Source organism: Burkholderia latens (assembly GCF_902499045.1).
GTDB classification, from domain to species: Bacteria; Pseudomonadota; Gammaproteobacteria; order Burkholderiales; family Burkholderiaceae; genus Burkholderia; species Burkholderia latens.
In genome coordinates, this window is the sequence record NZ_CABVPL010000019.1 from 75,695 (window position 1) to 98,701 (window position 23,007).

Consider the following 23,007-nt stretch of genomic DNA (forward strand, 5'->3'; position numbering starts at 1 on the left):
CCCGCTACGCGGGCAGCGGCATGCCCGCGAACCAGCTTTCGCAATGTCGCAGCAGCGCGTTCGCGTCGGTGGCGGTACGGCCGCGCGCGGCGATGTAGCCATCCGGCCGCAGCAGGTAGAACGATGGCCTCGAGCGGCCATATGCCTGCGCGAGCCCCTCCGCGCCGTTACCTTCGGCATCGGACACGCGCCATGTCCGCACGGCGCCCGGCATGATCCGCTCCACCCCTTGCACGAGCGCCTGCGCATCCGCGGACATCGGCGGCACGTAGATCGGCGGCACGTCGGCCGCGTCTTCGCCATCGGCGCTCGCCGGCTCTTCGAGCAGCAGCAGCGTGAAGCTCGCCGGATCGTGCAGGTCGTATAGCCGCGCCGTTCCCGGCGCCGGACCGAGCGGCCCGTCGACCACGTGCACCAGCGCGTCGGGCGCACGCTCGCCCGCGCGCGGCCCGCCGTCGAGCACGCGCTCGAGCGTGAGTGGACTCTTCCGGTACTGCACGCCGAGCTCGCTGAACGTGCGCCGCACCGCGTCGCGCACCGGGCCCAGCGACGACAGCAGCGGCACCACATGATCGCGCAGCAGCTTGACCGCGCCGTGGTCGGCTTCGACGATCTGCGTGACGACACTCGTCTGCCGCAACACGTCGCGCTCGATCGGGTGGCGCTCGGCGTGATACGTGTCGAGCAGCCGCTCGGACGTACCCGCCCCGAGCACGCGCGCGAGCTTCCAGCCGAGATTGAACGCTTCCTGGATCCCGGTGTTCATGCCCTGTGCACCGGCCGGGCTGTGGATGTGCGCGGCGTCGCCGGCGAAAAACACGCGGCCGTAGCGCAGCCGGTCGACCATCCGGCTGTTCACACGGAAATACGACGACCATGCGAGATCGCTCGGCGCAATCGATGCGCCCATGCGGGCGCGCACGATTGCATCGCACTCGTCCAGCGACGGCGGCGGCGCGTCCGGCGACGGGCCGCCGCCGGGGGGACGGTCGGCGACGAGCCGGTAGCGGCCGCTTCCCATCGGGAACAGGCCGGCGATGCCGTCGGGCGTCGTGAACAGATGGATTTCCTCGTCGGGCCAGCCGGGTATCGCCGCGAAGTCGGCGAGCAGGAAAGTTTGTTCGAACGCGCGGCCCGCGAAGCCGACGCCGAGCAGATGCCGCACCGTACTGTGCGCGCCGTCGGCGGCGATCAGGTACGACGGCGCGCAGCGTTCGTCGCGGCCGTCGGCGCCGCGCAGCGTCACGTCGAGCGACGGGCCGCCGGCGTCGCACGCGACCAGCGTGACGCCGCGTTCGATCGTCACGCCGAACCCGGCCAGATGTTCGGTCAGCAATCGCTCGGTGACGCTCTGGTCGAGTAGCAGCAGGTACGGATAACGCGTTTGCAGCGGATCGAAATCGAGTTGCGCGATCACGCGGCCGTCGGCATGCAGCGCCGCCGCATGCACACGATGGCCGAGCGCGAGGAACGGTTCGACCGCGCGATGCTGCTCGAGCAGTTCGAGCGTGCGCGCCTGGATGCCGATCGCACGCGAATACGGCGCCGGCGTGGCGAGCCGGTCGACGATGCGCACCGGCACGCGGGCCCGCGCGAGACTCATCGCGGCAGCAAGGCCGGTCGGGCCTGCGCCGACGATCAGCACGGGCGGGATGTCGAGCAATGTGTCAGCCATGAGAACCTCGATGACACGCGATTCCGCCAGTCTACGCCGCTCCACGTGACGGGGCCATATGCCGAACGGCCGATCCGGGCCTGAGCGCGCAGTGTGGGAAAATACGCGCTTTCCGTCAGTTTTCGCGTCATGGATTCCGCATTCGACCGAGCGTATGCCGCGCATCGCGCGGGCCGCCTCGCCGAGGCCGAGCACGGCTATCGCGCCGCGCTCGCCACCAATCCCGCCGACGCCGACGCGCTGCATCTGTTCGGCGTGCTGCGGCATCAGCAGGGCCAGCATGCCGAGGCGGCCGATCTCGTCGGGCGCGCGGTCGAACTGCGCCCGCGCGATGCCGCGCTCCAGCTCAATCTCGGCAACGCGCTGAAGGCGCTCGGCCGGCTCGACGATGCGATCGAGCGCTTTCGCAACGCGCTGACGCTCGCGCCCGAATTTCCGCTCGCGCACTACAACCTCGGCAACGCGTATGCGGCGCTGCAGCGTCACGAGGATGCGGTCGATGCATTTGCCCGCGCGCTGCGGCTCACGCCCGACGACGCTTCGATCCACAACAATCTCGGCAACGCGCTGAATGCGCTCGGCCGCCACGACGACGCACTCGCCGCATTCCGCCGCGCACTCGAGCTGCGGCCCGGCCATGCCGGCGCGCACAACAATCTCGCGATGGCGCTGAACGCGATGGGTCGCACGGACGACGCGATCGCGCACTTCCAGGCCGCGATCGCCGCGCAGCCGCGCTTCGTCGCCGCGCATTTCAATCTCGGCAATACGCTGGAGGCGGTCGGCCGTCATGCGGAGGCCGCCGCCGCGTTCGAAGCCGCGCTCGCGCTGCACCCGCCGTTTCCGCTCGCGCTGTTCGGGCTCGCGAACGCGCTGTGCGCGCAGGCACGGCACCGCGAAGCGCTGCCCTATTACGAACGGGCGGTCGGCCTGGATCCGTCGTTCGGCCTCGCGTGGCTGAACCTCGGCAACGCGCACCACGCGCTCGGCGCGCACGAGATGGCGCTGCGCGCGTTCGACCAGGCGCTGCGCGTCGCGCCCGACCTGAAGCTCGCGCAACTGCACCGCGCCGTCACGCTGCTTACGCTGCGCGACTTCACGCGCGGCCTGCCTGCCTATGAAGCGCGCCACGACACGCCGGGCGCGACGCCGCTCGGCACGTTGCCGCGCTGGCAAGGCGAGCCGATTGTGGCGCGCACGTTGCTGATCCGCGCGGAACAAGGTTTCGGCGACACGCTGCAGTTCGTCCGCTTCGTGCCGTTGGCGCGCGCGCGTTGCGCGCGTGTCGTGCTCGAGGTGCAGCCGGAACTCGTCGCGCTGCTCGCGCCGGTGGCGACGCGCTGGCGCGTGACGCTCGTCGCGCAGGGCGCCGCGAAGCCGCCCGTGGCGGACGTCGCGTGCACGCTGATGAGTCTGCCGTTCCTGCTCGGCCTGCAGCCGGACGACATCGTCGCGCGCACGCGCTATCTCGATGCGCCGGACAGCGCACGCCGGCGCTTTCGCGGCTCGCTCGGCGGCCAGTCGAAACGCAAGTTCGGGCTCGCGTGGTCGGGGCGCCGGCAGGCGCAGGAGAACCGCTCGATGCCGTTCGACGCGCTCGCGCCGCTGCTCGAACTGCCGGACATCGACTGGATCGTGCTGCAGCCGGCGCTCGACGACGACGAACGCGCACGCGTCGACGCGCACCCGCGCGTGCATCGCCTCGACGGCCGGCTGAACGACTTCGCCGATACGGCTGCGCTGATCGAGCGGCTCGACGGCGTCGTCACGATCGATACGGCGGTCGCGCACCTCGCGGGCGCGCTCGGCAAGCCGCTGTGGATCATGCTGCCGTTCGCGCCGGACTGGCGTTGGTTCACCGGCGACGACTGCCCGTGGTATCCGCACGCGACGCTCGTCCGCCAGCGCGCGCCGGGGCAATGGCTCGACGTGACGGCGAAGGTGGCCGCCGCGCTGCGCGACGCCTGAACGCCTGAACGCCAACGACAAAGGGAGCGCGTCGCGCTCCCTTTCTTCATCCGATGCGATCCAACACAGCGTGCATCACGCCGACTTGTACTGGTTGCGCGCGCCGGGCGTCCGATACAGCACGAGCGTGGCGATCAGCCCGCAGAGCGCCGCGACGCTGAGCCACAGGCCCGGTGCCGCCTTGTTGCCGGTCTGGTGGATCAGCAGCGTCGAGATCGCGGGCGTGAATCCGCCGATCGTCGTCGCGAGGCTGTACGCGAGCGAGAAGCCGGCGGTACGCACGTCGGCCGGCATCACTTCGGTCAGCGCGACGACCATCGCGCCGTTGTACGACCCGTACAGGAACGACAGCCACAGTTCCACCGCGAGCAGCCGCAGGAACGACGGCTGCGCGACGAGCCACAGCACGGCCGGATAGGCCGACAACAGCGTGAGCACCGTGAATGCGATCAGCACCGGGCGGCGGCCGACGCGGTCCGACAGCGCGCCGGACAACGGCAGCCAGACGAGGTTGGACAGGCCGACGCAGACCGTCACGATCAGCGCATCGAGCGACGACAGGTGCAGCACTTCCTTGCCGAACGTCGGCGTGTACGCGGTGATCATGTAGAACGACACCGTCGTCATGATCACCATCCCCATCCCTGCGATCACGACGCCCCAGTTCGCGAGCATCGAACGCATGATCTCGCCCATCGTCGGACGGTGACGCTTGGCGAGGAATTCGTCGGTTTCCTTCAGCGACCGGCGGATCAGGAACAGGAACGGCACGATCAGGCAGCCGATCAGGAACGGAATGCGCCAGCCCCATGCGGTCATCTCGTCGGCCGGCAGCGCGCGGTTCAGCAGCACGCCGACGAACGCGGCGAACACGACAGCCACCTGCTGGCTGCCCGATTGCCACGATGTGTAGAAGCCCTTGTGGCCCTTCGTCGCGATCTCGGACAGATAGACCGACACGCCGCCGAGCTCGACGCCCGCGGAAAAGCCCTGCAGCAGCCGGCCGAGCAGCACGAGCACCGGCGCGAGCACGCCGATCGTCGCGTAGCCCGGAATCGCGGCCACCGCGAGCGTGCCGAGCGCCATCAGCCCCAGCGTCAGGATCAGCCCCTTGCGGCGGCCGTGATGGTCGATGTACGCGCCGAGCACGATCGCGCCGACCGGCCGCATCAGGAAGCCTGCGCCGAACACCGACAGCGACAGCATCAACGACGCGAACGCGTTGCCGCTCGGAAAATAGGTTTTCGCGATGGCCGACGCGTAATACCCGTAGACCATGAAGTCGTACATTTCGAGAAAGTTGCCGCTGACGACTCGGAACACGGTGCGGACTTTCGATTCCTGTACGACGGCTTGCGTTGCTGTGGACATGTCATTCTCTCGACTTGGATGGCGCGAACGCCGCGCCGTGTGAATCCGGCGATGCGTGCCGCGCCGGGGCGGCGCACACGGACATCGCCGTGAGCCGGCAGCGCGTCGCGCCGCGATGCGCACACCGGCATGATCGGCAAATGATGCCACGCGAAGCCGACGATTGCCTTGGAGCGCGTCGTGCCGCGGCTGCGTCGGCGTCGCGGCATGCCACTCGTACGAATCGTTTCGAACGGCACATCAAAATCAGATCAATCCGATCGACCGATCGCGATCGCGTAACCACAATGTCACGATTTGCAACGCCACCGCGCTGCGGCCCGCACGATGGCCCGCGTCGCTCGGCTACCGCCGTCATGAATTCATTGCCGCTTGTTCCCGTCGAAGGCACGCTTGCCCGCCCTCGCGCCACCCCGCTCGACGGCGTGCCGCCGTTCGGCCGCGAGTGGACGTTCCGCGGGTTGTCCGGCGCGCGATCCGGCAACGGCTGTCTCGCGACGCTGACGACCTCGTGCATCGACATCGATGCGCCGCATCGGGCGTGTCGCTGGCAACCGTTGCCCGCGACGTCGCCGTCGGGCGGCGTGCCGGCCATCGCACCCGGGGCGACGCGTCGGAACATCCAGCGGGCGGGCGGCCGCGCACAAGACCGGCGTGCCCTGCGTGTCGCGTGCTGGAGCGTCGGCGCGCTCGGCATCATCGGATGGCTGGTTGCCGCGCACGAACCATTCCCGGCTTTCGCCCCCGCGCCCGCCATGCAGGCCGCCGCCACCGTGCCGGAGCACATCGCGCAATCCGCGGAAACGATGCGCGCCGCCACCGTCCCGCGTACGAAGCCGGCGAGTGCACCAACGCAGCAAACCGCGGCGCGCCCCGTCGCGGAATCGTCCGGGCCCGCGCCGCGCGCAAGCGGCGCGCTGCCGAAGACGGCACCTCGTCGTGCCGACGCGCGATCGGAAGTACGGCGCGTCGCGGCTGCATCGCCGCCGCAGCTGTCGCCGCTGTCGCAGCCGTCGTCGCCGCACCTGCGCGCCGGCCAGCGCATGACCCTACGGCGCGCCGCGGAACCATCTACCACACAGTACGCATCCCGTGCGCCATCGCGCGATCACCTCGCGCCGCCATCGCGGCCGCACGCGCCGCCGCAGTCGCTCGACGATCCGCTCACGCTGATCGCGATGGCGCACGCGCTGGACGCCGCTCGCCCCGCGCAGCCAGCCCATTCGCCCGCAGCAGACTTCGACTGGACCGCGCAACTGTCGCATCGTCGCCTGAGCGACACCCGCGGCACGCCCGCCCGCTGACGTACGCGCAACAAAAAACCCGGCGAAGCCTGCTTCGCCGGGTTTCGTTCGTCCGTCGATCCGTCGGACGGCCGGTCGTTACTTGTGCGCGGGCAATCCCGTTTCGGCCTGCCGCTCGAGCTGCCGCACCTGCTCCTGCAGATCGCGCAGTTGCATCTGCGCCGCCCGCTTCTCCACCTGCAGCGCCTGCGTCTGCTCCTGCGCCGACTTCTGCCGCTGCGCGACCTCGACCTGCTGGCTGCGCGCGACGCTGAGATCGGCCTGCAACTGCTGCGCGCGATTCGCCTGCAGCGCGATCACGCGCTCGAGAAACGTCTTCTGCGCCTGCAGTTCGGTACGGCGGATCTCGACGTCCGCCAACTGGACCGTCTGCTGGACGAAGTTCGCGTAGATCATCTCCGCGCGGGTCTTCTCCTGCGACTTGATCACGCGCCACAGATGCTTGTCCTGGAACAGCGCGACGTAGTACGTCATCTCGCGCGGATCGAACATCAGGCTCGCGCCGTAGCTGCCGTTGTAGGTCGTGCGCATCTCGACGATTCGCCCGTCGTGCAGCATCTGCGACAGTTCGGCGACGTTGCCTTGCGCAACGGCATCCGTCGCGCTCGCGGCCGACGCCGATGCCGGCGCTCCATCGCCGCTCAGGCTCGTGACCGCAGGGCGGGTGCCCGCGACCGGCGCGGTCGCGTCGGCGGACCACGTCGCGCCTGCGTGCGCGCAGGCGGCCATCGCAACGATCCACGTTGCGCATCGTGCAGGGGAAAAGTTTCGGAAGACCAACGTCAGACTCCGGCGAACGAATCGGAACTCGCGATTATCGTTCAAAACGAAACGGCCGCATCTCGAATTTAACGGGATGCGGCCGCCCTGCTACGATGTGACACGAATGCCGGCTACAGACGCGTCTCGCGCGCCGCGCGCAGGAATGCATCGAGCAGCGGCGTGCAGTCGAGCAGCTCGGCGCCGCCCGCGCGGTGAAACTCCGGATGCCACTGCACGCCGACGACGAACGGCGCGCGCCGGTAGCGAATCCCTTCGATGATCCCGTCGCCGGCCGACACGGCCTCGATGTTCAGATCACGGCCGAGGTCGCGGATCGCCTGATGGTGGATCGAGTTGACGATCGCTTCGCTGCGGCCGGGGAACATGCTCGCGAGTGTCGACGTATCGGGAAAGCGGATCGCGTGGCGATGCTGGTCGTAATGCTCGCTCACGTGCGCGTTCGCGGTCGGCACGTCGGTCGCGATGTCCTGGTACAGCGACCCGCCGAACGCGACGTTGATCAACTGGCAGCCGCGGCACACGCCGAGCACCGGCTTGCCCGACTCGACGAATTCGTGAAACAGCTCGAGCTCGTACATGTCGCGCACGCGGTCGCCCGGCCATTCGGGCCGCGCATCCGACGCCGCGTAGGTTTGCGGCGACACGTCGGCGCCGCCTTGCAGCAGCAGGCCGTCGAGATGCTTTGCGTAGTCGCGCAGGCGGATGTTGCTCGGATGCAGCATGCCCTGGTGGCCGACGGTCGGGATCATGAACACGAGCACGTCGCGCGACATGACCCAGTGAGCGATCGACTCTTCCAGGTACTGCAGCGTCTTGCCGCGCAGCCCCTTCGCACCGGGTTCGGGATGGAAGATCCGCGCCGACACGCCGATGCGCAGCGTGCGCTGCGTGATTCGCTGGCCGGCGCGGTCGAACAACCGGCGCGCACGCGCGGCGACGATCCGGCCGAATACCGACCACGGCGTGTCGCTCTGTTTCAGATAGGCGGGCGGCGCAGTCGGCGCGTTCGCGGGCGGCGGCCGCGGCGTGTCGAAATCGGGCTGCGCGCCGAAACCGGGCGGCGCCGCGCCGGGCTTCGGCGCGGCCGCACCGGCTTCCGCGGCAGCGCCTGTCGTACCGGCAGCGCCCGGCTCGGATGCCGCCGTGACGGGCGATGCGCCATCGTCGGCAACGTCGTGCGCGGCGGCCTGCGCAGCCGGCGAGTCGGGCGTTTTCGCCGGATCGGGACGGGGGGAATCGGAAGAAGCGGAGGAGGTGCCGGGCAGACCGGCCGGGGAAGGCGTGGTTTCGCTCATGACGATGGTCTGATACGTCGCTCGCGCGTATTGGATTGACGAAGATTCATTATGCGTCAGCGCACGATCGCGCGGTAAACCGGCAACATCCTGTCGATAATTGTTGCAAGTCGTCGCATGTGGCGTCCGCGGTGCCACCGTCGCGCGCTCCCGGATCGAACTTGTCGCCGGTGCACTGGACATCAGTGATATATCACAATAATATTCACGGATCCTCCACGCTATCCGCTCGCCCGCGCCATGATCGCGCCCTGCCCGGCCACCGCGCCGCCGCCCGCATGAACGCCCCGACCGACGACCTTCCCGGCCGCGCCGCCGCGTCGGCGCGCAGCCTCGCGGACCGTGCATACGCGCTGATCCAGCGCGACATCGTCACGATGCGCCTGAAGCCGGGCGCCGCGCTGAACGAAGCCGATCTCGTCGCGCGCACCGGCATCGGCCGCACGCCGGTCCATCAGGCCGTGCACCGGCTGGTGCTCGAAGGACTGTTGTCCGTGATGCCGCGCAAGGGGCTGATGGTGCAGCCGCTGTCGCTCGACGACATCGTCGCCGTGATCGACGTGCGGCGCATCAACGAAGCCCATTGCGTCGAACTGGCCGCGCGCCATGCGACGCCCGACGATCTCGCGCGCCTCGCCGCGCTGCTCGACGATGGGCAGGTCTGCGCCGGCACGCACGACGTCGAAGGAATGATGGAACTCGACCGCGCGTTTCATCAGGCAATCGCCGCGGCCGCGCGCAACCCGGTGCTCGCGGAAATCCTGCGCGCGCTGCATGAGCGCTCGCTGCGCTTCTGGTTCGTCACGCTGTCCGAGCCGCACCACCTGTCCGACGTCCAGCGTGAACACCGCGAACTGTTCGAGCGGCTGTCCGCGCGCGACGCCGCGGGCGCGCGCGCGGCCGTCGAACGCCATATCGATTCGTTTCGCGCCACCCTTGTCCAACATCTTCGCCCTTGACCCGCCCATGACCACCTTCACGCCCTTCCCCCCGCTCGCCCAGCTCGCCGCCGACCTCGCCGCCGGCCGGACCACGAGCCGCGCGCTCGTCGACGTCGCGCTCGAGCGGATCGCCGATCCGTCGGGCCAGGGCGCGATCGTCTTCACCGAAGTCGACGCCGACAATGCGCGCGCGGCCGCCGACGCGCACGATCGCCTGCGTGCCGCGGGCACCGTGCTGTCGCCGCTCGCGGGTATCCCCGTGTCGGTGAAGGACCTGTTCGACGTCGCGGGCCAGGTGACGCGCGCCGGTTCGCGCGTGCTCGACGGCGCGCCGCCGGCGCAGGCCGACGCGGTCGCCGTCGCTCGCCTGAAGCGGGCGGGCGCGGTGCTGGTGGGCCGCACGAACATGAGTGAATTCGCGTTCTCGGGGCTCGGCCTGAATCCGCATTTCGGCACGCCGCGCTCGCCGTACCGCCGCGACGTGCCGGGCGATGCGCGGATTGCCGGCGGCTCGTCGTCCGGCGCTGCCGCGTCCGTCGCCGACGGGATGGCGGCCGTCGCGCTCGGCACCGACACCGGCGGCTCGATCCGCATTCCGGCCGCGTTGTGCGGGCTGACCGGCTTCAAGCCGACCGCGAGCCGGATTCCGACGCAAGGCGGCGTGCCGCTGTCGACGACGCTCGACTCGTTCGGCCCGATCGGCCTGACGGTCGCGTGCTGCGCGCTCGTCGACCGGATGCTCGCGGGCCTCGAGCCGCACGTGCCGGCCGCGCGGCCGCTCGAGGGCGTGCGGCTCGGCGTGCTCACCAACTACGTGACGGACGGTGTCGACGCGGACGTCGCCGCCGCGCTCGACGCGTCGCTGAAGCATCTCGAAGCAGCCGGCGCGATCGTCACGGAAGTGCGCTTTTCGGCGCTCGACCGGTTGCCGGACATCAACCGCTTCGGCTTCTCGCCGATCGAGGCGTATGCGTGGCATCGCCCGCTGCTCGCGCAGCACCGCGATCGCTACGATCCGCGCGTGCTGTCGCGCATCCTGAAGGGCGAACCGGCGAGCGCCGCCGACTATCTGGACCTGCTCGCCGCCCGCCACGCGATGCTGGACGAAGCGGCGCACACGGTCTGGGCGCGCTTCGACGCACTCGTCGCACCGACGGTGCCGGTCGTGCCGCCGCGCATCGCCGAACTCGAAGCCGACGACGCCGCATTCACGCGCGCCAATGCGCTGATCCTGCGCAATCCGAGCGCGTTCAACTTCCTCGACGCGTGCGCGCTGTCGCTGCCGTGCCATCCGCGCGACGCGGCACCCGTCGGCCTGATGCTCGCGGCCGCGCCGCATCGCGACGACGCGCTGCTCGCGATCGGCCAGGCGGTCGAGGCGGTGCTGAATACGATCCGGTGATCGCGCGCGCAGTGACGGCGGCGAAGGGACGCGCGGAGCGGCGTGCGGCGGGTTGCCGCACCCGGGCAGTCAGTTTCGTGCCAGATCGTTCGCGCTAAAATCGCGCGATTGTTTATCGGACCGACCAACGACAGGAATCCCGCCGACATGAACGACTCCACGCTCGCACTCCGCCGTGAACGCCGCCTGCTGATGCTGCTCGGCTGGGTGTGCATCGCCCTGCTGGCGGGCGCGCTCTATCTCCAGTACGTGAAGAACGAGGATCCGTGCCCGCTGTGCATCATCCAGCGCTACTTCTTCGCGGCGATCGGCATCTTCGCGTTCCTGGCGGCCGGGATGCGCAACTGGCGCGGCATCTGGGTGCTCGAACTGCTGATCGCGATCGCGGCGGCCGGCGGCGTCGGCACCGCCGCGCGCCATCTGTCGATCCAGATGAATCCGGGCTTCAGCTGCGGCTTTGACACGCTGCAGCCCATCATCGACAGCCTGCCGCCCGCGCAATGGTTCCCCGGCATGTTCAAGGTCGCCGGCCTGTGCGAGACGGTCTACCCGCCGATCTTCGGGATCCTGCTGCCCGGCTGGGCGCTGATCGCGTTCGCCGTGATCCTCGTGGCCGTCGCGTCGAGCGTCTGGCGTCATCGCCGCAAGCTCGCAGGCTGAACAGTCGCGCGTGACGGTCCAGCGGTCCGGCCGCCGCGCCGTCGCCGTGCAGCCGCAGCCCGTGCCGGCTCGGCCGGAAAACCCCTGGAACGCGCCCGCGGCCGCCTTTTGCCGGCCGCGCGTAAACACCTACCGTCGCCGCCGCCCGGCTTGCCGGGCATACGCGCGTCGCATGCCCTCCACGCGCATGCCGCGCCGCACGGGCGTTTCGGCCCGATGCCCGCGCATCGCCGCCACGATCCCGTGCAGCGGGCCTATGATCGACATGATCGCCGCCTGATAGCCCGGATCACCGCCCGGCCATGTTCGCGCCGCCCGACGGTGCTATCTTCGCGACTGGATGGCGATCTACGTGCGCGAGGCCGGGCGGTCTCTCCTCCTGCGTAACGCGCGCCCGATCCGCAATGTCGACTGGATTCATCATGACAACGCAAACCATCCGCATCCGTCACCCTCATGGCGTCCGCGCGTCCCGCGGCGTCGTCCGCACGCGCGTTCGGCGCGCGGCCGCCGCACCGGCTCCGTCGTGCAGCCGGACCGCCCCGCTCCCGCCTGCCGTCGCCGTCGCCGCCGCCGCGCCCGCCAGCCCGCGCCGCGCGCCGTGCCGCGTCGTCCCGAACGGAGCGTGCTGATGGAAGCGTGGCTCGGCGATCTGCAGCAACTGCTCGCGCACGGCGAAGCGGCCGTGCTCGTGACGGTCGCACATACCGACGGCTCCGCGCCGCGCGAGGCCGGCACCAAAATGCTCGTCACGCGCGACACGGCCCGCCACACGATCGGCGGCGGTCATCTGGAATGGAAGGCGATCGAGATCGCACGGCATCTGCTGAAGGACGGCGCGCACGTGCCGCACGCACGCCGGCTCGAACGGCTCGCGCTCGGCCCGAGCCTCGGCCAATGCTGCGGCGGCGCCGTGGTGCTCGCGTTCGAGCGGCTCGACGTCGGCGACCTCGGCTGGATCATGTCGCTCGCGAAGCGCGTCGCGGCCGGCGCCGCGACCGTGCGTAGCGTATCATTCGGCCCCTCGCCGGGTGCGCCGCTGCTGAGCGAGCCGGAATCGCCAGCCGCACGCGCCGATTGCCTGCTGTGGGAAACGGGCGGCGTGTCGCTGATGACCGAGACGATCGCGCCGTATGCGTTCCCCGTCGTGCTGTTCGGCGCCGGGCACATCGGCACCGCGCTCGTGAAGGTGCTCGGGACGCTGCCCTGCCACGTGCGCTGGATCGACCGGCCCGATGCGGCGCTCCCGCCGGCCGACGCGCTCGCCGGAATCGGCAATCTCGCGATCGACGCGCTCGCCAGCCCGGCCGATGCCGTCGACGCGGCGCCGCCGCACGCATACTTCGTCGTGATGACGCACGACCACGCACTCGATTTCATGCTGGCCGAGCGCATCCTGCGGCGCGGCGACTATGCGTACTTCGGGATGACCGGCTCGCGCACGAAGCGCGTGCAGTTCGATCACCGGCTGGCAGCAATCGGCATCGACCCGGCGCAGGTCGCGCGGATGCACTGCCCGATCGGCGTCGACGGCATCGTCGACAAGGCGCCCGAAGTGATTGCGATCTCGGTGGCCGCGCAGTTGCTGCAGGCCGTCGAGGCGAACGCATCCGCGCAGGCTTCCTCACCTTTCTGACCGACCAAGAACGACGCCATGACCCCGACATTCAAGAACAAGATCGCCCGTGCCCCGAAAGCGGAGCTCCATATCCATATCGAAGGCTCGCTCGAGCCCGAACTGATCTTCGCGCTCGCGCAGCGCAACGGCGTGAAGCTCGCGTACGAATCGATCGACGCGCTGCGCGCCGCGTACGCGTTCACCGACCTGCAGTCGTTTCTCGACATCTATTACGCCGGCGCGAGCGTGCTGCTGACCGAGCAGGATTTCTACGACATGACGGCCGCGTACTGCGAACGCGCGCTCGCCGACAACGTCGTCCACACGGAGCTGTTCTTCGACCCGCAGACGCACACCGAACGCGGCGTGCCGATCGAGACGGTCGTGGCCGGCATCGATCGCGCGCTCGCGGACGCCGAGCAGCGCGGGCTGTCGAGCAAGCTGATCCTGTGCTTCCTGCGTCACTTGTCCGAAGAAGACGCGCTCGCGACGTTCGAATCCGCGTTGCCGCTGTTCGAGCGCTATCGCCACCGGCTGATCGGCGTCGGCCTCGATTCGTCCGAACTCGGCCATCCGCCGACCAAATTCGCGCGCGTGTTCGAGAAGGCGCGCGCACTGGGGCTCAAGCTCGTCGCGCACGCGGGTGAGGAAGGTCCGCCCGCGTATATCTACGAAGCGCTCGACGTGCTGAAAGTCGACCGGATCGATCACGGCGTGCGCAGCATCGAGGATGCGGCGCTCGTCGAACGCCTCGCGCGCACGCGCACGGCGCTGACCGTGTGCCCGCTGTCGAACCTGAAGCTGTGCGTGTTCGACGACATGACGCAGCACACGCTGAAGGCGCTGCTCGATCGCGGCGTCGCGGTAACGATCAATTCCGACGATCCGGCCTATTTCGGCGGCTACGTCAACGACAACTACTTCGCGACGGTCGACGGGCTCCAGTTGACGGACGCGCAAGTGTACGCGGTGATCCGCAACGGCTTCGACGCGTCGTTCATCGATGCCGCGCAGCGCGATGCGCTGATCGCGCGTCTCGATTCGTACTGGCAGACGGCGTGACGGCCGGCGTCGAGGTTCGCTAGACAGATGAAACGCCGCCACGCGATCCGCTTCGCGAGCACCAGTTCGGCGCCGGGCCGCGCCGGCCTCGTGCGTGCACCGCGCACGCACGCCGATATCACGGCCGCGGCACGCGCCGCGAGGGCGTTGATTGCGTGGATGCCGCTGGTCGCGGTGGCGCGCCGAAGCTGCTCTTTGCAGTTCACCATGCCGCGCGCTGTCGCGCCGCCCGCGATTTCGCTAATGCTCGCGGTCACGGTCACGGCGATGTTCGCCGACGCCCCGCTGCCGGCAGCGCTCGCCGCCACGCTCGCGTGCGCGACCGCCGTGCGCGGCGGCCCCGCCGTCGCGCATCGCCGCAACGCGCAGTTTCGGCCACCGCTTTCGATGCCGGCGAGCGCACGCCGCCCACCGTTTCTTCTGTTCGCCTTACCTTGATGCAGGACCATTCGTCATGACGCAAACCGCTTTCCGTTCCCAGCTGCTGACCTTCAACGGCGACCCGGCGCAGTCGAGCCAGGCCGCGAATCACGAGACCGACGGTCTGCTGATCGTCGACGACGGCAAGGTCGTCGCAGCCGGCCCGTATTCGCGCCTCGCCGCGACGCTCGCGCACGACGCGATCGTCCACGACCTGCGCGACAAGCTGATCGTGCCCGGCTTCATCGACACGCACATCCACTATCCTCAAACGGACATGATCGCGTCGCCGGCGCCCGGCCTGCTGCCGTGGCTCGACAAGTACACGTTCCCGACCGAGCGTCGGTTCGGCGATCCCGACCATGCGCGCGAAGTCGCCGACTTCTTCGTCGACGAACTGCTCGCGTGCGGCACGACGAGCGCGCTCGTCTACTGCACCGTGCACAAGCAGTCGGCCGACGCGCTGTTCGCGGCGAGCGACGCACGCAACGTGCGGATGATCGCCGGCAAGGTGCTGATGGATCGCAACTGCCCCGCGTTCCTGCGCGACACCGCACAATCGGGCTACGACGACAGCGCCGAGCTGATCGGCCGCTGGCACGGCAACGGCCGGCAGTTGTACGCGCTCACGCCGCGCTTCGCGCCGACGTCGACCGAGGCGCAGCTCGAGGCGTGCGGCGAACTCGCGCGCCGCCATCCGGACGTGTTCGTGCAAAGCCACGTCGCCGAGAACGTCGACGAAGTGAAATGGGTCGCCGAGCTGTTCCCCGGCCACCGCAGCTATCTCGACATCTACGATCGCTACGGGCTGCTGCGGCCGCGCGCGGTGTACGGCCACTGCATCCACCTCGACGACGAGGACCGCCGCCGGATGGCCGAGACGCGCACCGTCGTCGCGCACTGCCCGACGTCGAACTTCTTCCTCGGCAGCGGGCTGTTCGACTTCGACAAGGCCGGCGAATTCGGCGTGCCCGTCACGCTCGCGACCGACGTCGGCGGCGGCACGTCGTTCTCGATGCTGCAGACGATGAACGAGGCGCACAAGGTCGCGCGGCTGTCGGGCCACCACCTGACCGCCACGCGGATGTTCTGGCTCGCGACGGCCGGCGCCGCGCACGCGCTCGATCTCGCCGATACGGTCGGCACGCTTGCGCCGCAGACCGAAGCCGACTTCGTCGTGCTCGACCCGCAGGCCACGCCGCTGCTCGCGCGCCGCACGAGACGTGCGGATTCGCTCGAGGAACTGCTGTTCGCGTTCGCGCTGCTCGGCGACGACCGTGCCGTGTACCGCACGTATGCGGCCGGCCGGCTCGTGCACGAGCGAGGCGTCACGCGCCGCGCTGCCGCCGCGTAACGCGCGCGGGTTCGCGCCGCCCCGCCCCGGCGCATGCCGGAGCCGCCGGATTCGCGCCGCGCAAAGCACGCGTCGTGCTAGAATCCGGCGCTCATTGGGGAGTAGCCGCTCCGCTCGATGTCCCGCGCTCCCGGCGCGCATCGTGACGGAGGCGTCCGTCAACAGACTTGGCCGTTCGGCCATGGCGGACGCAGCCACCAAGGCCTGGCGAGACCGATGGTTCACTGCGCGCCGCATCAGGGCCCGGCGCGCGGCGGATCGTCGCTCGCACGCACAACATCGGCCCGTGGAACCCGTACGTGTCTCAAGCCTTCCTGATCTCCACCGGCGCCGTCGCTCTCGCTGAAATCGGCGACAAGACCCAACTGCTGTCCCTCGTGCTGGCCGCGCGCTATCGCAAGCCCGTGCCGATCATTCTCGGCGTGCTCGTCGCGACGCTCGTGAATCACGGGTTCGCCGGCGCGTTAGGCGAATGGCTGGGCGTGCTCGTCACGCCGTCGATCATGCGCTGGGCGCTCGCGTTCTCGTTCATCGCGATGGGGTTGTGGATCCTCGTGCCGGACAAGCTCGACGAGGACGAAGCGAATACGGCGCGCTCGCGGCTCGGCGTGTTCGGCGCGACGCTGGTGGCGTTCTTCCTCGCGGAAATGGGCGACAAGACGCAGATCGCGACCGTCGCGCTGGCCGCGCGCTTCCAGGATTACATCGGCGTGGTGGCCGGCACGACGTTCGGGATGATGCTCGCGAACGTGCCGGCGATCGTGCTCGGCGACCGTTTCGCGCACCGCCTGCCGACGAAGCTCGTGCACGGCATCGCGGCCGTGCTGTTCATCGTGCTGGGCGCCCTTGCACTGCTGGGCGTCGGGGTTTGACGCAGGTTCGATGCGCGCCGGCAAGCGGCGCGGCTCGCACGGCCGCGCCCGTATCGCGATCGCGTTACTTCGCGAGCGCCGCGCCCGATGCCGGGGCTGCCGGCACCGCGCGCTCGTTCGCGGCCGGCGCGGCCGGCCCGCCGCGCTTGTCGACCGGCAGCCGCACGGTGCGGATCGCGCCGTTCGACAGCGGGAAATCGGCGAGCGCGCTGCGCGCGAGGAACGGCATCGCGTACAGCAGTGCGCCGTTGTCGCCGGTGGTGCGCGCGGTCACGTTATAGACTTCCTTGCCGGTCGCGCGCTCGGTGATCCGGATCCCGAGCGTGTAGTCGAACACCTGGTAGGTCTGCGCGACGTAGCCGGCCGGCATCCCGCCCCACGGCCCCCACGGGCCCCACGGCCCGCCCCGCCAGTACGGCCCGGGCCCCATGAACCACGGGTCGTAGTAGACCGGCTGCGGCACCGTCACCAGATCGCTGCCGACTCCGTACGTCAGCCCGACGAGGTAACGCGCCTGCACGGCCGGCACCTGGCGGAACGCGTACGCAGACAATTCGTTCGCGACGATCGGCTCGTACGTCGACTGCTCGATGCTGTGCTTCTGCGCGTCGGTGCGCGTGAAGGCGTAAGTGCGTGTCGCGTCGCTGCCGCTCCAGTCGGAGAAGGCCGTGACCTGTGTCGTCACATAGCTCGTGCAGCCCGCCAGCAGCGCCACGCACAGCACCGCCATCCAGCCCGCACCGCGTTGTATCCATTCGCGTTTCATGTCGATCCTCGTCGATCCGTCACCCGTTCGTCGCACCGCGCGAAGCGCACGGGATGCCGATAATACGCGGACTCCGGGAACCGGTAAAAAGTTCGCAGCGGCACGCGGCCGCAAGCCTTTGTACAATGGCCCGGTTCGCCCGGCCCGCGTCGCGGGCCCGATCCCCACTCCACCGACCTCGACGACCATGTCCGACAACGCCTCTTCCACCGTGATCCGCCGCGCCGACTACACGCCGCCGGCCTTTCTCATCGATTCCGTCGCACTCGAATTCGATCTCGCACCGGCCCGCACGATCGTCAGGAATACGATGCGCGTGCGCCGCAATCCGGACGCCGCACCCAACCCGCATCTGGAGCTGATGGGCGAAGCGCTCGAATTCCTCGGCGCGCAACTCGACGGCGCGCCGTACGGCGCGGTGCGCGCGCACGAGCACGGGCTCACCATCGAAAACGTGCCGGACGCGTTCGAGCTCACGCTCGACAGCGCGTGCGCGCCGGACCAGAACACGACGCTGTCGGGCCTGTACGTGTCGAGCGGCAACTTCTTCACGCAATGCGAAGCCGAAGGCTTTCGCCGCATCACCTACTTCCTCGATCGTCCCGACGTGATGGCGTCGTACACCGTCACGCTGCGCGCCGACAAGGCCGCGTATCCGGTGCTGCTGTCGAACGGCAACCTCGTCGACTCGGGCGAGCTGGCCGACGGCCGCCACTTCGCGAAATGGGAAGACCCGTTCCGCAAGCCGAGCTACCTGTTCGCGCTGGTCGCGGGCAAGCTCGTCGCGATCGAGGAAAAGATCACCACCGGCTCCGGCAAGGAAAAGCTGCTGCAGGTGTGGGTCGAACCGGCCGATCTCGACAAGACCCGCCACGCGATGGATTCGCTGATCCACTCGATCCGCTGGGACGAGAAGCGCTTCGGTCTCGAGCTCGATCTCGACCGCTTCATGATCGTCGCGGTCGGCGACTTCAACATGGGCGCGATGGAGAACAAGGGGCTCAACATCTTCAACACGAAGTACGTGCTCGCGAACCCCGAGACCGCGACCGACACCGACTTCTCGAACATCGAATCGGTGGTGGGCCACGAGTACTTCCACAACTGGACCGGCAACCGCGTGACGTGCCGCGACTGGTTCCAGCTGAGCCTGAAGGAAGGGCTGACGGTGTTCCGCGACCAGGAATTCTCGGCCGACATGGCCGCGGGCGACGACGTCGCGTCCGCGGCGCGCGCGGTCAAGCGCATCGAGGACGTGCGCGTGCTGCGCCAGCTGCAGTTTGCCGAGGACGCGGGCCCGATGGCGCACCCGGTGCGCCCAGAGAGCTACGTCGAGATCAACAACTTCTACACGATGACCGTCTACGAGAAAGGCTCGGAGGTCGTGCGGATGTACCAGACGCTGTTCGGCCGCGACGGCTTCCGCAAGGGAATGGACCTGTACTTCAAGCGCCACGACGGTCACGCGGTCACCTGCGACGACTTCCGTCACGCGATGGCCGACGCGAACGGGCGCGATCTCGCGCAGTTCGAGCGCTGGTACAGCCAGGCCGGCACGCCGCGCGTGTCGGTGCGCACCGCGTATGACGCGGCCACGCGCCGCTACACGGTCACGCTGCTGCAGGGCTACGGCGACGCGTCGCCGGCCGCGCGCGAGACGCAGCAAGGCCCGCTGCTGATCCCGTTCGCGATCGGCCTGATCGGCCGCGACGGCCGCGACCTGCCGTTGCGTCTCGACGGCGAAGCCGCTGCAGCGGGCACGACGCGCGTGCTCGAGTTCACCGACACCGAGCAGACCTTCACGTTCGTCGACGTGCCCGAACAGCCGCTGCCGTCGCTGCTGCGCAATTTCTCCGCGCCGGTGATCGTCGAGTACGACTACAGCGACGACGACCTCGCGTTCCTGCTCGCGCACGACAGCGACCCGTTCAACCGCTGGGAAGCCGGCCAGCGCCTCGCGACGCGCGCACTGCTGACGCTCGCGTCGCGCGCCGCCGCGAACGAGCCGCTCGCGCTCGGCGAGAACTTCGTCGCCGCGTTCCGCCGCGTGCTGACGGATGAAAGCCTGTCGCCGGCGTTCCGCGAACTCGCGCTGACGCTGCCTTCGGAAACCTATCTCGCCGACCAGATGGTCGAGGCCGATCCTGCCGCCGTGCATCGCGCGCGCCAATTCGTGCGCCGCCAGCTCGCGACCGCGCTGCGCGCCGACTGGCTCGCCGCGTACGACCAGCACCAGACGCCGGGCGCGTACGAGCCGACGCCGGAAGCCTCCGGCCGCCGCGCGCTGAAGAACCTCGCGCTCGCGTATCTCGCCGAACTCGAGGATCCGGCCGACGCGGTGCGCATCGCGACCGCACAGTACGACGCGGCGAACAACATGACCGATCGCGCCGCGGCGCTCGGCGCGCTGCTGTCCGCGGCGGCGGCCGGCGCCGACGACGCGGCCGCGCGTGCGCTCGACGACTTCTACCGTCGCTTCGAGAAGGAAGCGCTCGTGATCGACAAGTGGTTCGCGATGCAGGCCGCGCAGCGCGGCACGCCGGCCCGGCCGACGCTCGCGAAGGTCCGCAAGCTGATGGCCCACCCGGCGTTCAACCTGAAGAACCCGAACCGCGCACGCTCGCTGATCTTCAGCTTCTGCTCGGCGAACCCCGCGCAATTCCACGCGGCCGACGGCTCGGGCTACGCGTTCTGGGCCGAACAGGTGCTCGCGCTCGACGCGATCAACCCGCAGGTCGCCGCGCGCCTCGCGCGCGCGCTCGAGCTGTGGCGCCGCTTCACGCCGGCGCTGCGCGATCGCATGCGCGAAGCGCTCGAGCAGGTCGCGGCCGGCGCGAAATCGCGCGACGTGCGGGAGATCGTCGAGAAGGCGCTCGCGTAACCGGCCGACGCCGACGATCGCCGTGTGCGATGAAGCCGGTGCCGCCTCATTGCGGCACCGGCTTTTTTGTCGGCCGAATGCGCGGGGCCGGAGCCGGACGCTGGCCCGAGCGCGCCGCTGCGTCGGCGCCGCCAGGCTGGCTCGGCGGCGCCGCGCACGCCTGAACCCGCCCGGAATCGGCCGTCGCGTCATGTAACCGGACGAAAAAAGGCGGCGGGCCGGGAGGCGCGGCGGGTAAAATTGCGGCAATTCAAGGATTCTTTGGCCTCTCGGAGTCTGTCATGTCCATTGCCCGCCGCACCACGCTGTCCAAGTTTCTGATCGAGCAGCAGCGTGAGACCAACAACCTCCCCGCCGACCTCCGCCTGCTGATCGAAGTCGTCGCACGCGCATGCAAGGCGATCAGCTACAACGTGTCGAAGGGCGCGCTCGGCGATGCGCTCGGTACCGCCGGCAGCGAGAACGTCCAGGGCGAAGTGCAGAAGAAGCTCGATATCCTGTCGAACGAGATCCTGCTCGACGCGAACGAATGGGGCGGCAACCTCGCCGCGATGGCGTCGGAGGAAATGGAAACGTTCTTCCCGATCCCCGCGAACTATCCGCGCGGCGAATACCTGCTCGTGTTCGATCCGCTCGACGGCTCGTCGAACATCGACGTGAACGTGTCGATCGGCACGATCTTCTCGGTGCTGCGCTGCCCGGACGGCAAGCAGGCCACCGAGGAATCGTTCCTGCAGCCGGGCACGCAGCAGGTTGCGGCCGGGTACGCCGTGTATGGCCCGCAAACGGTGTTCGTGCTGACGACCGGCAACGGCGTGAACTGCTTCACGCTCGACCGTGAAGTCGGCTCGTGGGTGCTCACGCAAAGCAACATGCAGATCCCGGCCGACACGCGCGAATACGCGATCAACGCATCGAACGCACGCCACTGGTACGAGCCGGTGCAGCGCTACGTGAACGAACTGAATGCCGGCAAGGACGGCCCGCGCGGCGACAATTTCAACATGCGCTGGATCGCATCGATGGTCGCCGACGTGCACCGGATCCTGAACCGCGGCGGCATCTTCATGTACCCGGCCGACAAGCGCACGCCCGATCGTCCGGGCAAGCTGCGCCTGATGTACGAAGCGAACCCGATGTCGTTCATCGTCGAGCAGGCGGGCGGCGCCGCGACGACCGGCACGCAGCGCATCATGGAAGTGCAGCCGACCGGCCTGCACCAGCGCGTGCCGGTGTTCCTCGGATCGAAGAACGAAGTCGAGCGCGTGACCGCCTATCACAACGAAGGTAAATAAATTTGCACTGCAGCACTGGACGGAGGCGCGAGACGTCAGTACAATCGCGCCTTCGCGATGTGGCCCTGACAGGCTGCATCGCAGTGAAGTGAAAGCGGGAAGTCCGCCGGATCGAAGGTTTCGCGAAGCAGCGGCAGCAAGCTGAAAAAATTTTCGCAAAACCTATTGCCAAGATCTCGGATATCACCATATAATTTCACTTCTCTGCTGCCGGTGTAGCTCAGTTGGTAGAGCAGCGCATTCGTAATGCGAAGGTCGTAGGTTCGACTCCTATCTCCGGCACCAAGATATAAAGGCCTGACAAGTGATGCTTGTCAGGCCTTTTCTCTTTTCCGGCCGCGTTTCCGATACGCGGATCGTGCGCCCCCTCTTCCGCCCTCACCGCCGCTTTCGCTTGCAGGCAGCCCGCCCGACTCCCGCGCCGGGGGCCGCCGCTCACAACCATCGCCGGACCACCCGGCTCTGTCGCAAGCACCATGCGCACCTGGCTGCCGGGCGCACTCGAACGCGCGCTTCATCCGCACCCGTCAGCGGATCTTCAGGAGAACGCATGACGGCCGCTACCGAACGCGACATCGCCTACACCGGTCTGCGCCGCGGATGACCCGCATCGACGAAATCGACGCGTCGCCCTTTCCTGCCCGCTTCGCGTCGATGGCGATCGACGCGACCGGCGATGCCGCGACCGTCACGCGGCTGTTAGCCGACGCCGCCGAAAGCCTGCCCGATACAGGCGCCGCAGCACCGCCGCGCACCATGCACATGATTCGGCATCCCATTCTTTCTTACGAATTCATTTCGCCGCCGAATGTCTGTGCGCGGCGCGCCGTAGTCAGACGAATCCCCTGGAAAAACCCGTTAAGGGTGCATAACATTACTTAACGATTCCGACCCGTCTATCGCGTTACATTGCGAAGGCGGCGCGGCGGGTCGCAGTGCCGCCTTCATGCAGCTTGCGGCGAAACAGCCGGCGTCCGGTTATGTCGACTCAACACAAGGAGAAGATCACCATGACTCATGGCTTGATTATGTGGCTCATCATCGGCGCGATCGCCGGCTGGCTGGCGGGCCTGCTCGTCAAGGGCGGCGGGTTCGGGCTGATCGTCGACATCATCGTCGGCATCGTCGGCGCGGTGATCGGCGGCTGGCTGGCCGGGCTGCTCGGCATCAGCATCGGCAGCGGCTTCATCGGTTCGGTGATCGTCGCCGTCATCGGCGCCGTGATCCTGCTGTTCGTGATCCGGCTATTCCGGCGCGCGGCCTGACGATCTTCTCGCGCGCCTTCGGGCGCGCTTCCGTTTCAGCATCGAAGCGGCGCGCGGCACTCGTCGCGCGCCGCC

Annotated in this window: 19 protein-coding genes, 1 tRNA gene and 1 riboswitch; of the genes, 15 read left to right on the forward strand and 5 right to left on the reverse strand. The window is 68.9% G+C overall.

Features of this window, described 5'->3' with window-relative positions:
- Positions 1 to 4: 4 nt before the first annotated feature.
- A complete protein-coding gene (locus tag BSE24067_RS15485; protein WP_151063658.1) occupies positions 5 to 1,675 on the reverse strand; it encodes an FAD-dependent monooxygenase in 1,671 nt (556 codons plus the stop codon).
- A 129-nt stretch (positions 1,676 to 1,804) separates the two neighbouring features.
- Here BSE24067_RS15485 and BSE24067_RS15490 point away from each other — a divergent pair, with 129 nt between their 5' ends.
- The gene (locus tag BSE24067_RS15490) at positions 1,805 to 3,643 is read left to right on the forward strand and encodes a tetratricopeptide repeat protein (protein ID WP_151063657.1); all 1,839 of its coding nucleotides are present in this window, start codon (positions 1,805 to 1,807) and stop codon (positions 3,641 to 3,643) included.
- Between the two features lie 75 nt (positions 3,644 to 3,718).
- Here BSE24067_RS15490 and tcuC read toward each other — a convergent pair whose 3' ends face one another.
- Positions 3,719 to 5,014 carry an MFS transporter gene (tcuC, locus tag BSE24067_RS15495; RefSeq protein ID WP_151063656.1) on the reverse strand — a complete coding sequence of 432 codons (1,296 nt, stop codon included), beginning with the start codon at positions 5,012 to 5,014 and terminating at the stop codon, positions 3,719 to 3,721.
- Between the two features lie 140 nt (positions 5,015 to 5,154).
- Here tcuC and BSE24067_RS15500 point away from each other — a divergent pair, with 140 nt between their 5' ends.
- On the forward strand, positions 5,155 to 6,318 hold the full coding sequence (locus tag BSE24067_RS15500; RefSeq protein ID WP_244130426.1) for a hypothetical protein: 1,164 nt from the start codon (positions 5,155 to 5,157) through the stop codon (positions 6,316 to 6,318).
- Between the two features lie 78 nt (positions 6,319 to 6,396).
- Here the strand turns inward: BSE24067_RS15500 and BSE24067_RS15505 are convergent, their stop codons facing one another.
- Both BSE24067_RS15505 and BSE24067_RS15510 read right to left on the reverse strand, forming a co-directional pair.
- On the reverse strand, positions 6,397 to 7,047 hold the full coding sequence (locus tag BSE24067_RS15505; protein WP_244122201.1) for a DUF2968 domain-containing protein: 651 nt from the start codon (positions 7,045 to 7,047) through the stop codon (positions 6,397 to 6,399).
- A 164-nt stretch (positions 7,048 to 7,211) separates the two neighbouring features.
- Positions 7,212 to 8,396: a gamma-glutamyl-gamma-aminobutyrate hydrolase family protein gene (locus tag BSE24067_RS15510; protein WP_151063654.1), complete on the reverse strand. Its 1,185-nt coding sequence runs from the start codon at positions 8,394 to 8,396 to the stop codon at positions 7,212 to 7,214.
- 278 nt (positions 8,397 to 8,674) lie between these two features.
- On the opposite strand from BSE24067_RS15510, the gene BSE24067_RS15515 reads away from it, so the two are divergent.
- The 8 genes from BSE24067_RS15515 (at position 8,675) to BSE24067_RS15550 (ending at position 16,725) form a co-directional block, all read left to right on the forward strand.
- The gene (locus BSE24067_RS15515) at positions 8,675 to 9,355 is read left to right on the forward strand and encodes a GntR family transcriptional regulator (protein ID WP_151063653.1); all 681 of its coding nucleotides are present in this window, start codon (positions 8,675 to 8,677) and stop codon (positions 9,353 to 9,355) included.
- A 7-nt stretch (positions 9,356 to 9,362) separates the two neighbouring features.
- The gene (locus BSE24067_RS15520; RefSeq protein ID WP_151063652.1) at positions 9,363 to 10,739 is read left to right on the forward strand and encodes an amidase; all 1,377 of its coding nucleotides are present in this window, start codon (positions 9,363 to 9,365) and stop codon (positions 10,737 to 10,739) included.
- Between the two features lie 147 nt (positions 10,740 to 10,886).
- Positions 10,887 to 11,399, forward strand: coding sequence for a disulfide bond formation protein B (locus BSE24067_RS15525; RefSeq protein WP_151063651.1), 513 nt, complete (start codon positions 10,887 to 10,889; stop codon positions 11,397 to 11,399).
- Between the two features lie 631 nt (positions 11,400 to 12,030).
- The gene (gene xdhC / locus BSE24067_RS15530) at positions 12,031 to 13,035 is read left to right on the forward strand and encodes a xanthine dehydrogenase accessory protein XdhC (protein ID WP_151065421.1); all 1,005 of its coding nucleotides are present in this window, start codon (positions 12,031 to 12,033) and stop codon (positions 13,033 to 13,035) included.
- Between the two features lie 18 nt (positions 13,036 to 13,053).
- Entirely contained in the window at positions 13,054 to 14,079 is a 1,026-nt protein-coding gene (locus BSE24067_RS15535; RefSeq protein ID WP_151065422.1) for an adenosine deaminase, read from the forward strand.
- A 27-nt stretch (positions 14,080 to 14,106) separates the two neighbouring features.
- Positions 14,107 to 14,517 carry a hypothetical protein gene (locus BSE24067_RS15540; RefSeq protein WP_244130427.1) on the forward strand — a complete coding sequence of 137 codons (411 nt, stop codon included), beginning with the start codon at positions 14,107 to 14,109 and terminating at the stop codon, positions 14,515 to 14,517.
- Positions 14,518 to 14,533: 16 nt separating this feature from the next.
- Entirely contained in the window at positions 14,534 to 15,853 is a 1,320-nt protein-coding gene (gene guaD, locus BSE24067_RS15545; RefSeq protein WP_151065423.1) for a guanine deaminase, read from the forward strand.
- Positions 15,854 to 15,937: 84 nt separating this feature from the next.
- Positions 15,938 to 16,075, forward strand: a riboswitch (yybP-ykoY riboswitch).
- Between the two features lie 77 nt (positions 16,076 to 16,152).
- Positions 16,153 to 16,725 (forward strand): TMEM165/GDT1 family protein, encoded by a 573-nt coding sequence (locus tag BSE24067_RS15550; protein ID WP_151065424.1) that lies wholly within the window; start codon positions 16,153 to 16,155, stop codon positions 16,723 to 16,725.
- Between the two features lie 64 nt (positions 16,726 to 16,789).
- On the opposite strand, the gene BSE24067_RS15555 is transcribed toward BSE24067_RS15550, so the two are convergent.
- Positions 16,790 to 17,491, reverse strand: a complete 702-nt coding sequence (locus BSE24067_RS15555; protein ID WP_151065425.1) for a DUF4136 domain-containing protein — start codon at positions 17,489 to 17,491, stop codon at positions 16,790 to 16,792.
- A gap of 187 nt (positions 17,492 to 17,678) precedes the next feature.
- Between BSE24067_RS15555 and pepN the strand changes: the two genes are divergently transcribed.
- From pepN to BSE24067_RS15580, 5 genes are all read left to right on the forward strand, one after another.
- Positions 17,679 to 20,372 (forward strand): aminopeptidase N, encoded by a 2,694-nt coding sequence (gene pepN / locus BSE24067_RS15560; protein ID WP_151065426.1) that lies wholly within the window; start codon positions 17,679 to 17,681, stop codon positions 20,370 to 20,372.
- A 281-nt stretch (positions 20,373 to 20,653) separates the two neighbouring features.
- The gene (locus BSE24067_RS15565; RefSeq protein ID WP_151065427.1) at positions 20,654 to 21,667 is read left to right on the forward strand and encodes a class 1 fructose-bisphosphatase; all 1,014 of its coding nucleotides are present in this window, start codon (positions 20,654 to 20,656) and stop codon (positions 21,665 to 21,667) included.
- Between the two features lie 209 nt (positions 21,668 to 21,876).
- A tRNA-Thr gene (locus BSE24067_RS15570) sits at positions 21,877 to 21,952 on the forward strand.
- A gap of 315 nt (positions 21,953 to 22,267) precedes the next feature.
- The gene (locus BSE24067_RS32975; RefSeq protein ID WP_341772556.1) at positions 22,268 to 22,549 is read left to right on the forward strand and encodes a hypothetical protein; all 282 of its coding nucleotides are present in this window, start codon (positions 22,268 to 22,270) and stop codon (positions 22,547 to 22,549) included.
- 128 nt (positions 22,550 to 22,677) lie between these two features.
- Entirely contained in the window at positions 22,678 to 22,932 is a 255-nt protein-coding gene (locus tag BSE24067_RS15580; RefSeq protein WP_006476609.1) for a GlsB/YeaQ/YmgE family stress response membrane protein, read from the forward strand.
- The last annotated feature ends 75 nt before the right edge of the window (positions 22,933 to 23,007 follow it).

Bases quoted from the DNA above. Each gene is read 5' to 3' on its own strand.
- BSE24067_RS15485 (WP_151063658.1), bottom strand. From the start codon at position 1,675: ATGGCTGACACATTGCTCGACATCCCGCCCGTGCTGATCGTCGGCGCA.
- BSE24067_RS15490 (WP_151063657.1), top strand. From the start codon at position 1,805: ATGGATTCCGCATTCGACCGAGCGTATGCCGCGCATCGCGCGGGCCGC.
- tcuC (WP_151063656.1), bottom strand. From the start codon at position 5,014: ATGTCCACAGCAACGCAAGCCGTCGTACAGGAATCGAAAGTCCGCACC.
- BSE24067_RS15500 (WP_244130426.1), top strand. From the start codon at position 5,155: ATGATGCCACGCGAAGCCGACGATTGCCTTGGAGCGCGTCGTGCCGCG.
- BSE24067_RS15505 (WP_244122201.1), bottom strand. From the start codon at position 7,047: ATGGCCGCCTGCGCGCACGCAGGCGCGACGTGGTCCGCCGACGCGACC.
- BSE24067_RS15510 (WP_151063654.1), bottom strand. From the start codon at position 8,396: ATGAGCGAAACCACGCCTTCCCCGGCCGGTCTGCCCGGCACCTCCTCC.
- BSE24067_RS15515 (WP_151063653.1), top strand. From the start codon at position 8,675: ATGAACGCCCCGACCGACGACCTTCCCGGCCGCGCCGCCGCGTCGGCG.
- BSE24067_RS15520 (WP_151063652.1), top strand. From the start codon at position 9,363: ATGACCACCTTCACGCCCTTCCCCCCGCTCGCCCAGCTCGCCGCCGAC.
- BSE24067_RS15525 (WP_151063651.1), top strand. From the start codon at position 10,887: ATGAACGACTCCACGCTCGCACTCCGCCGTGAACGCCGCCTGCTGATG.
- xdhC (WP_151065421.1), top strand. From the start codon at position 12,031: ATGGAAGCGTGGCTCGGCGATCTGCAGCAACTGCTCGCGCACGGCGAA.
- BSE24067_RS15535 (WP_151065422.1), top strand. From the start codon at position 13,054: ATGACCCCGACATTCAAGAACAAGATCGCCCGTGCCCCGAAAGCGGAG.
- BSE24067_RS15540 (WP_244130427.1), top strand. From the start codon at position 14,107: ATGAAACGCCGCCACGCGATCCGCTTCGCGAGCACCAGTTCGGCGCCG.
- guaD (WP_151065423.1), top strand. From the start codon at position 14,534: ATGACGCAAACCGCTTTCCGTTCCCAGCTGCTGACCTTCAACGGCGAC.
- BSE24067_RS15555 (WP_151065425.1), bottom strand. From the start codon at position 17,491: ATGAAACGCGAATGGATACAACGCGGTGCGGGCTGGATGGCGGTGCTG.
- pepN (WP_151065426.1), top strand. From the start codon at position 17,679: ATGTCCGACAACGCCTCTTCCACCGTGATCCGCCGCGCCGACTACACG.
- BSE24067_RS15565 (WP_151065427.1), top strand. From the start codon at position 20,654: ATGTCCATTGCCCGCCGCACCACGCTGTCCAAGTTTCTGATCGAGCAG.
- BSE24067_RS32975 (WP_341772556.1), top strand. From the start codon at position 22,268: ATGACCCGCATCGACGAAATCGACGCGTCGCCCTTTCCTGCCCGCTTC.
- BSE24067_RS15580 (WP_006476609.1), top strand. From the start codon at position 22,678: ATGACTCATGGCTTGATTATGTGGCTCATCATCGGCGCGATCGCCGGC.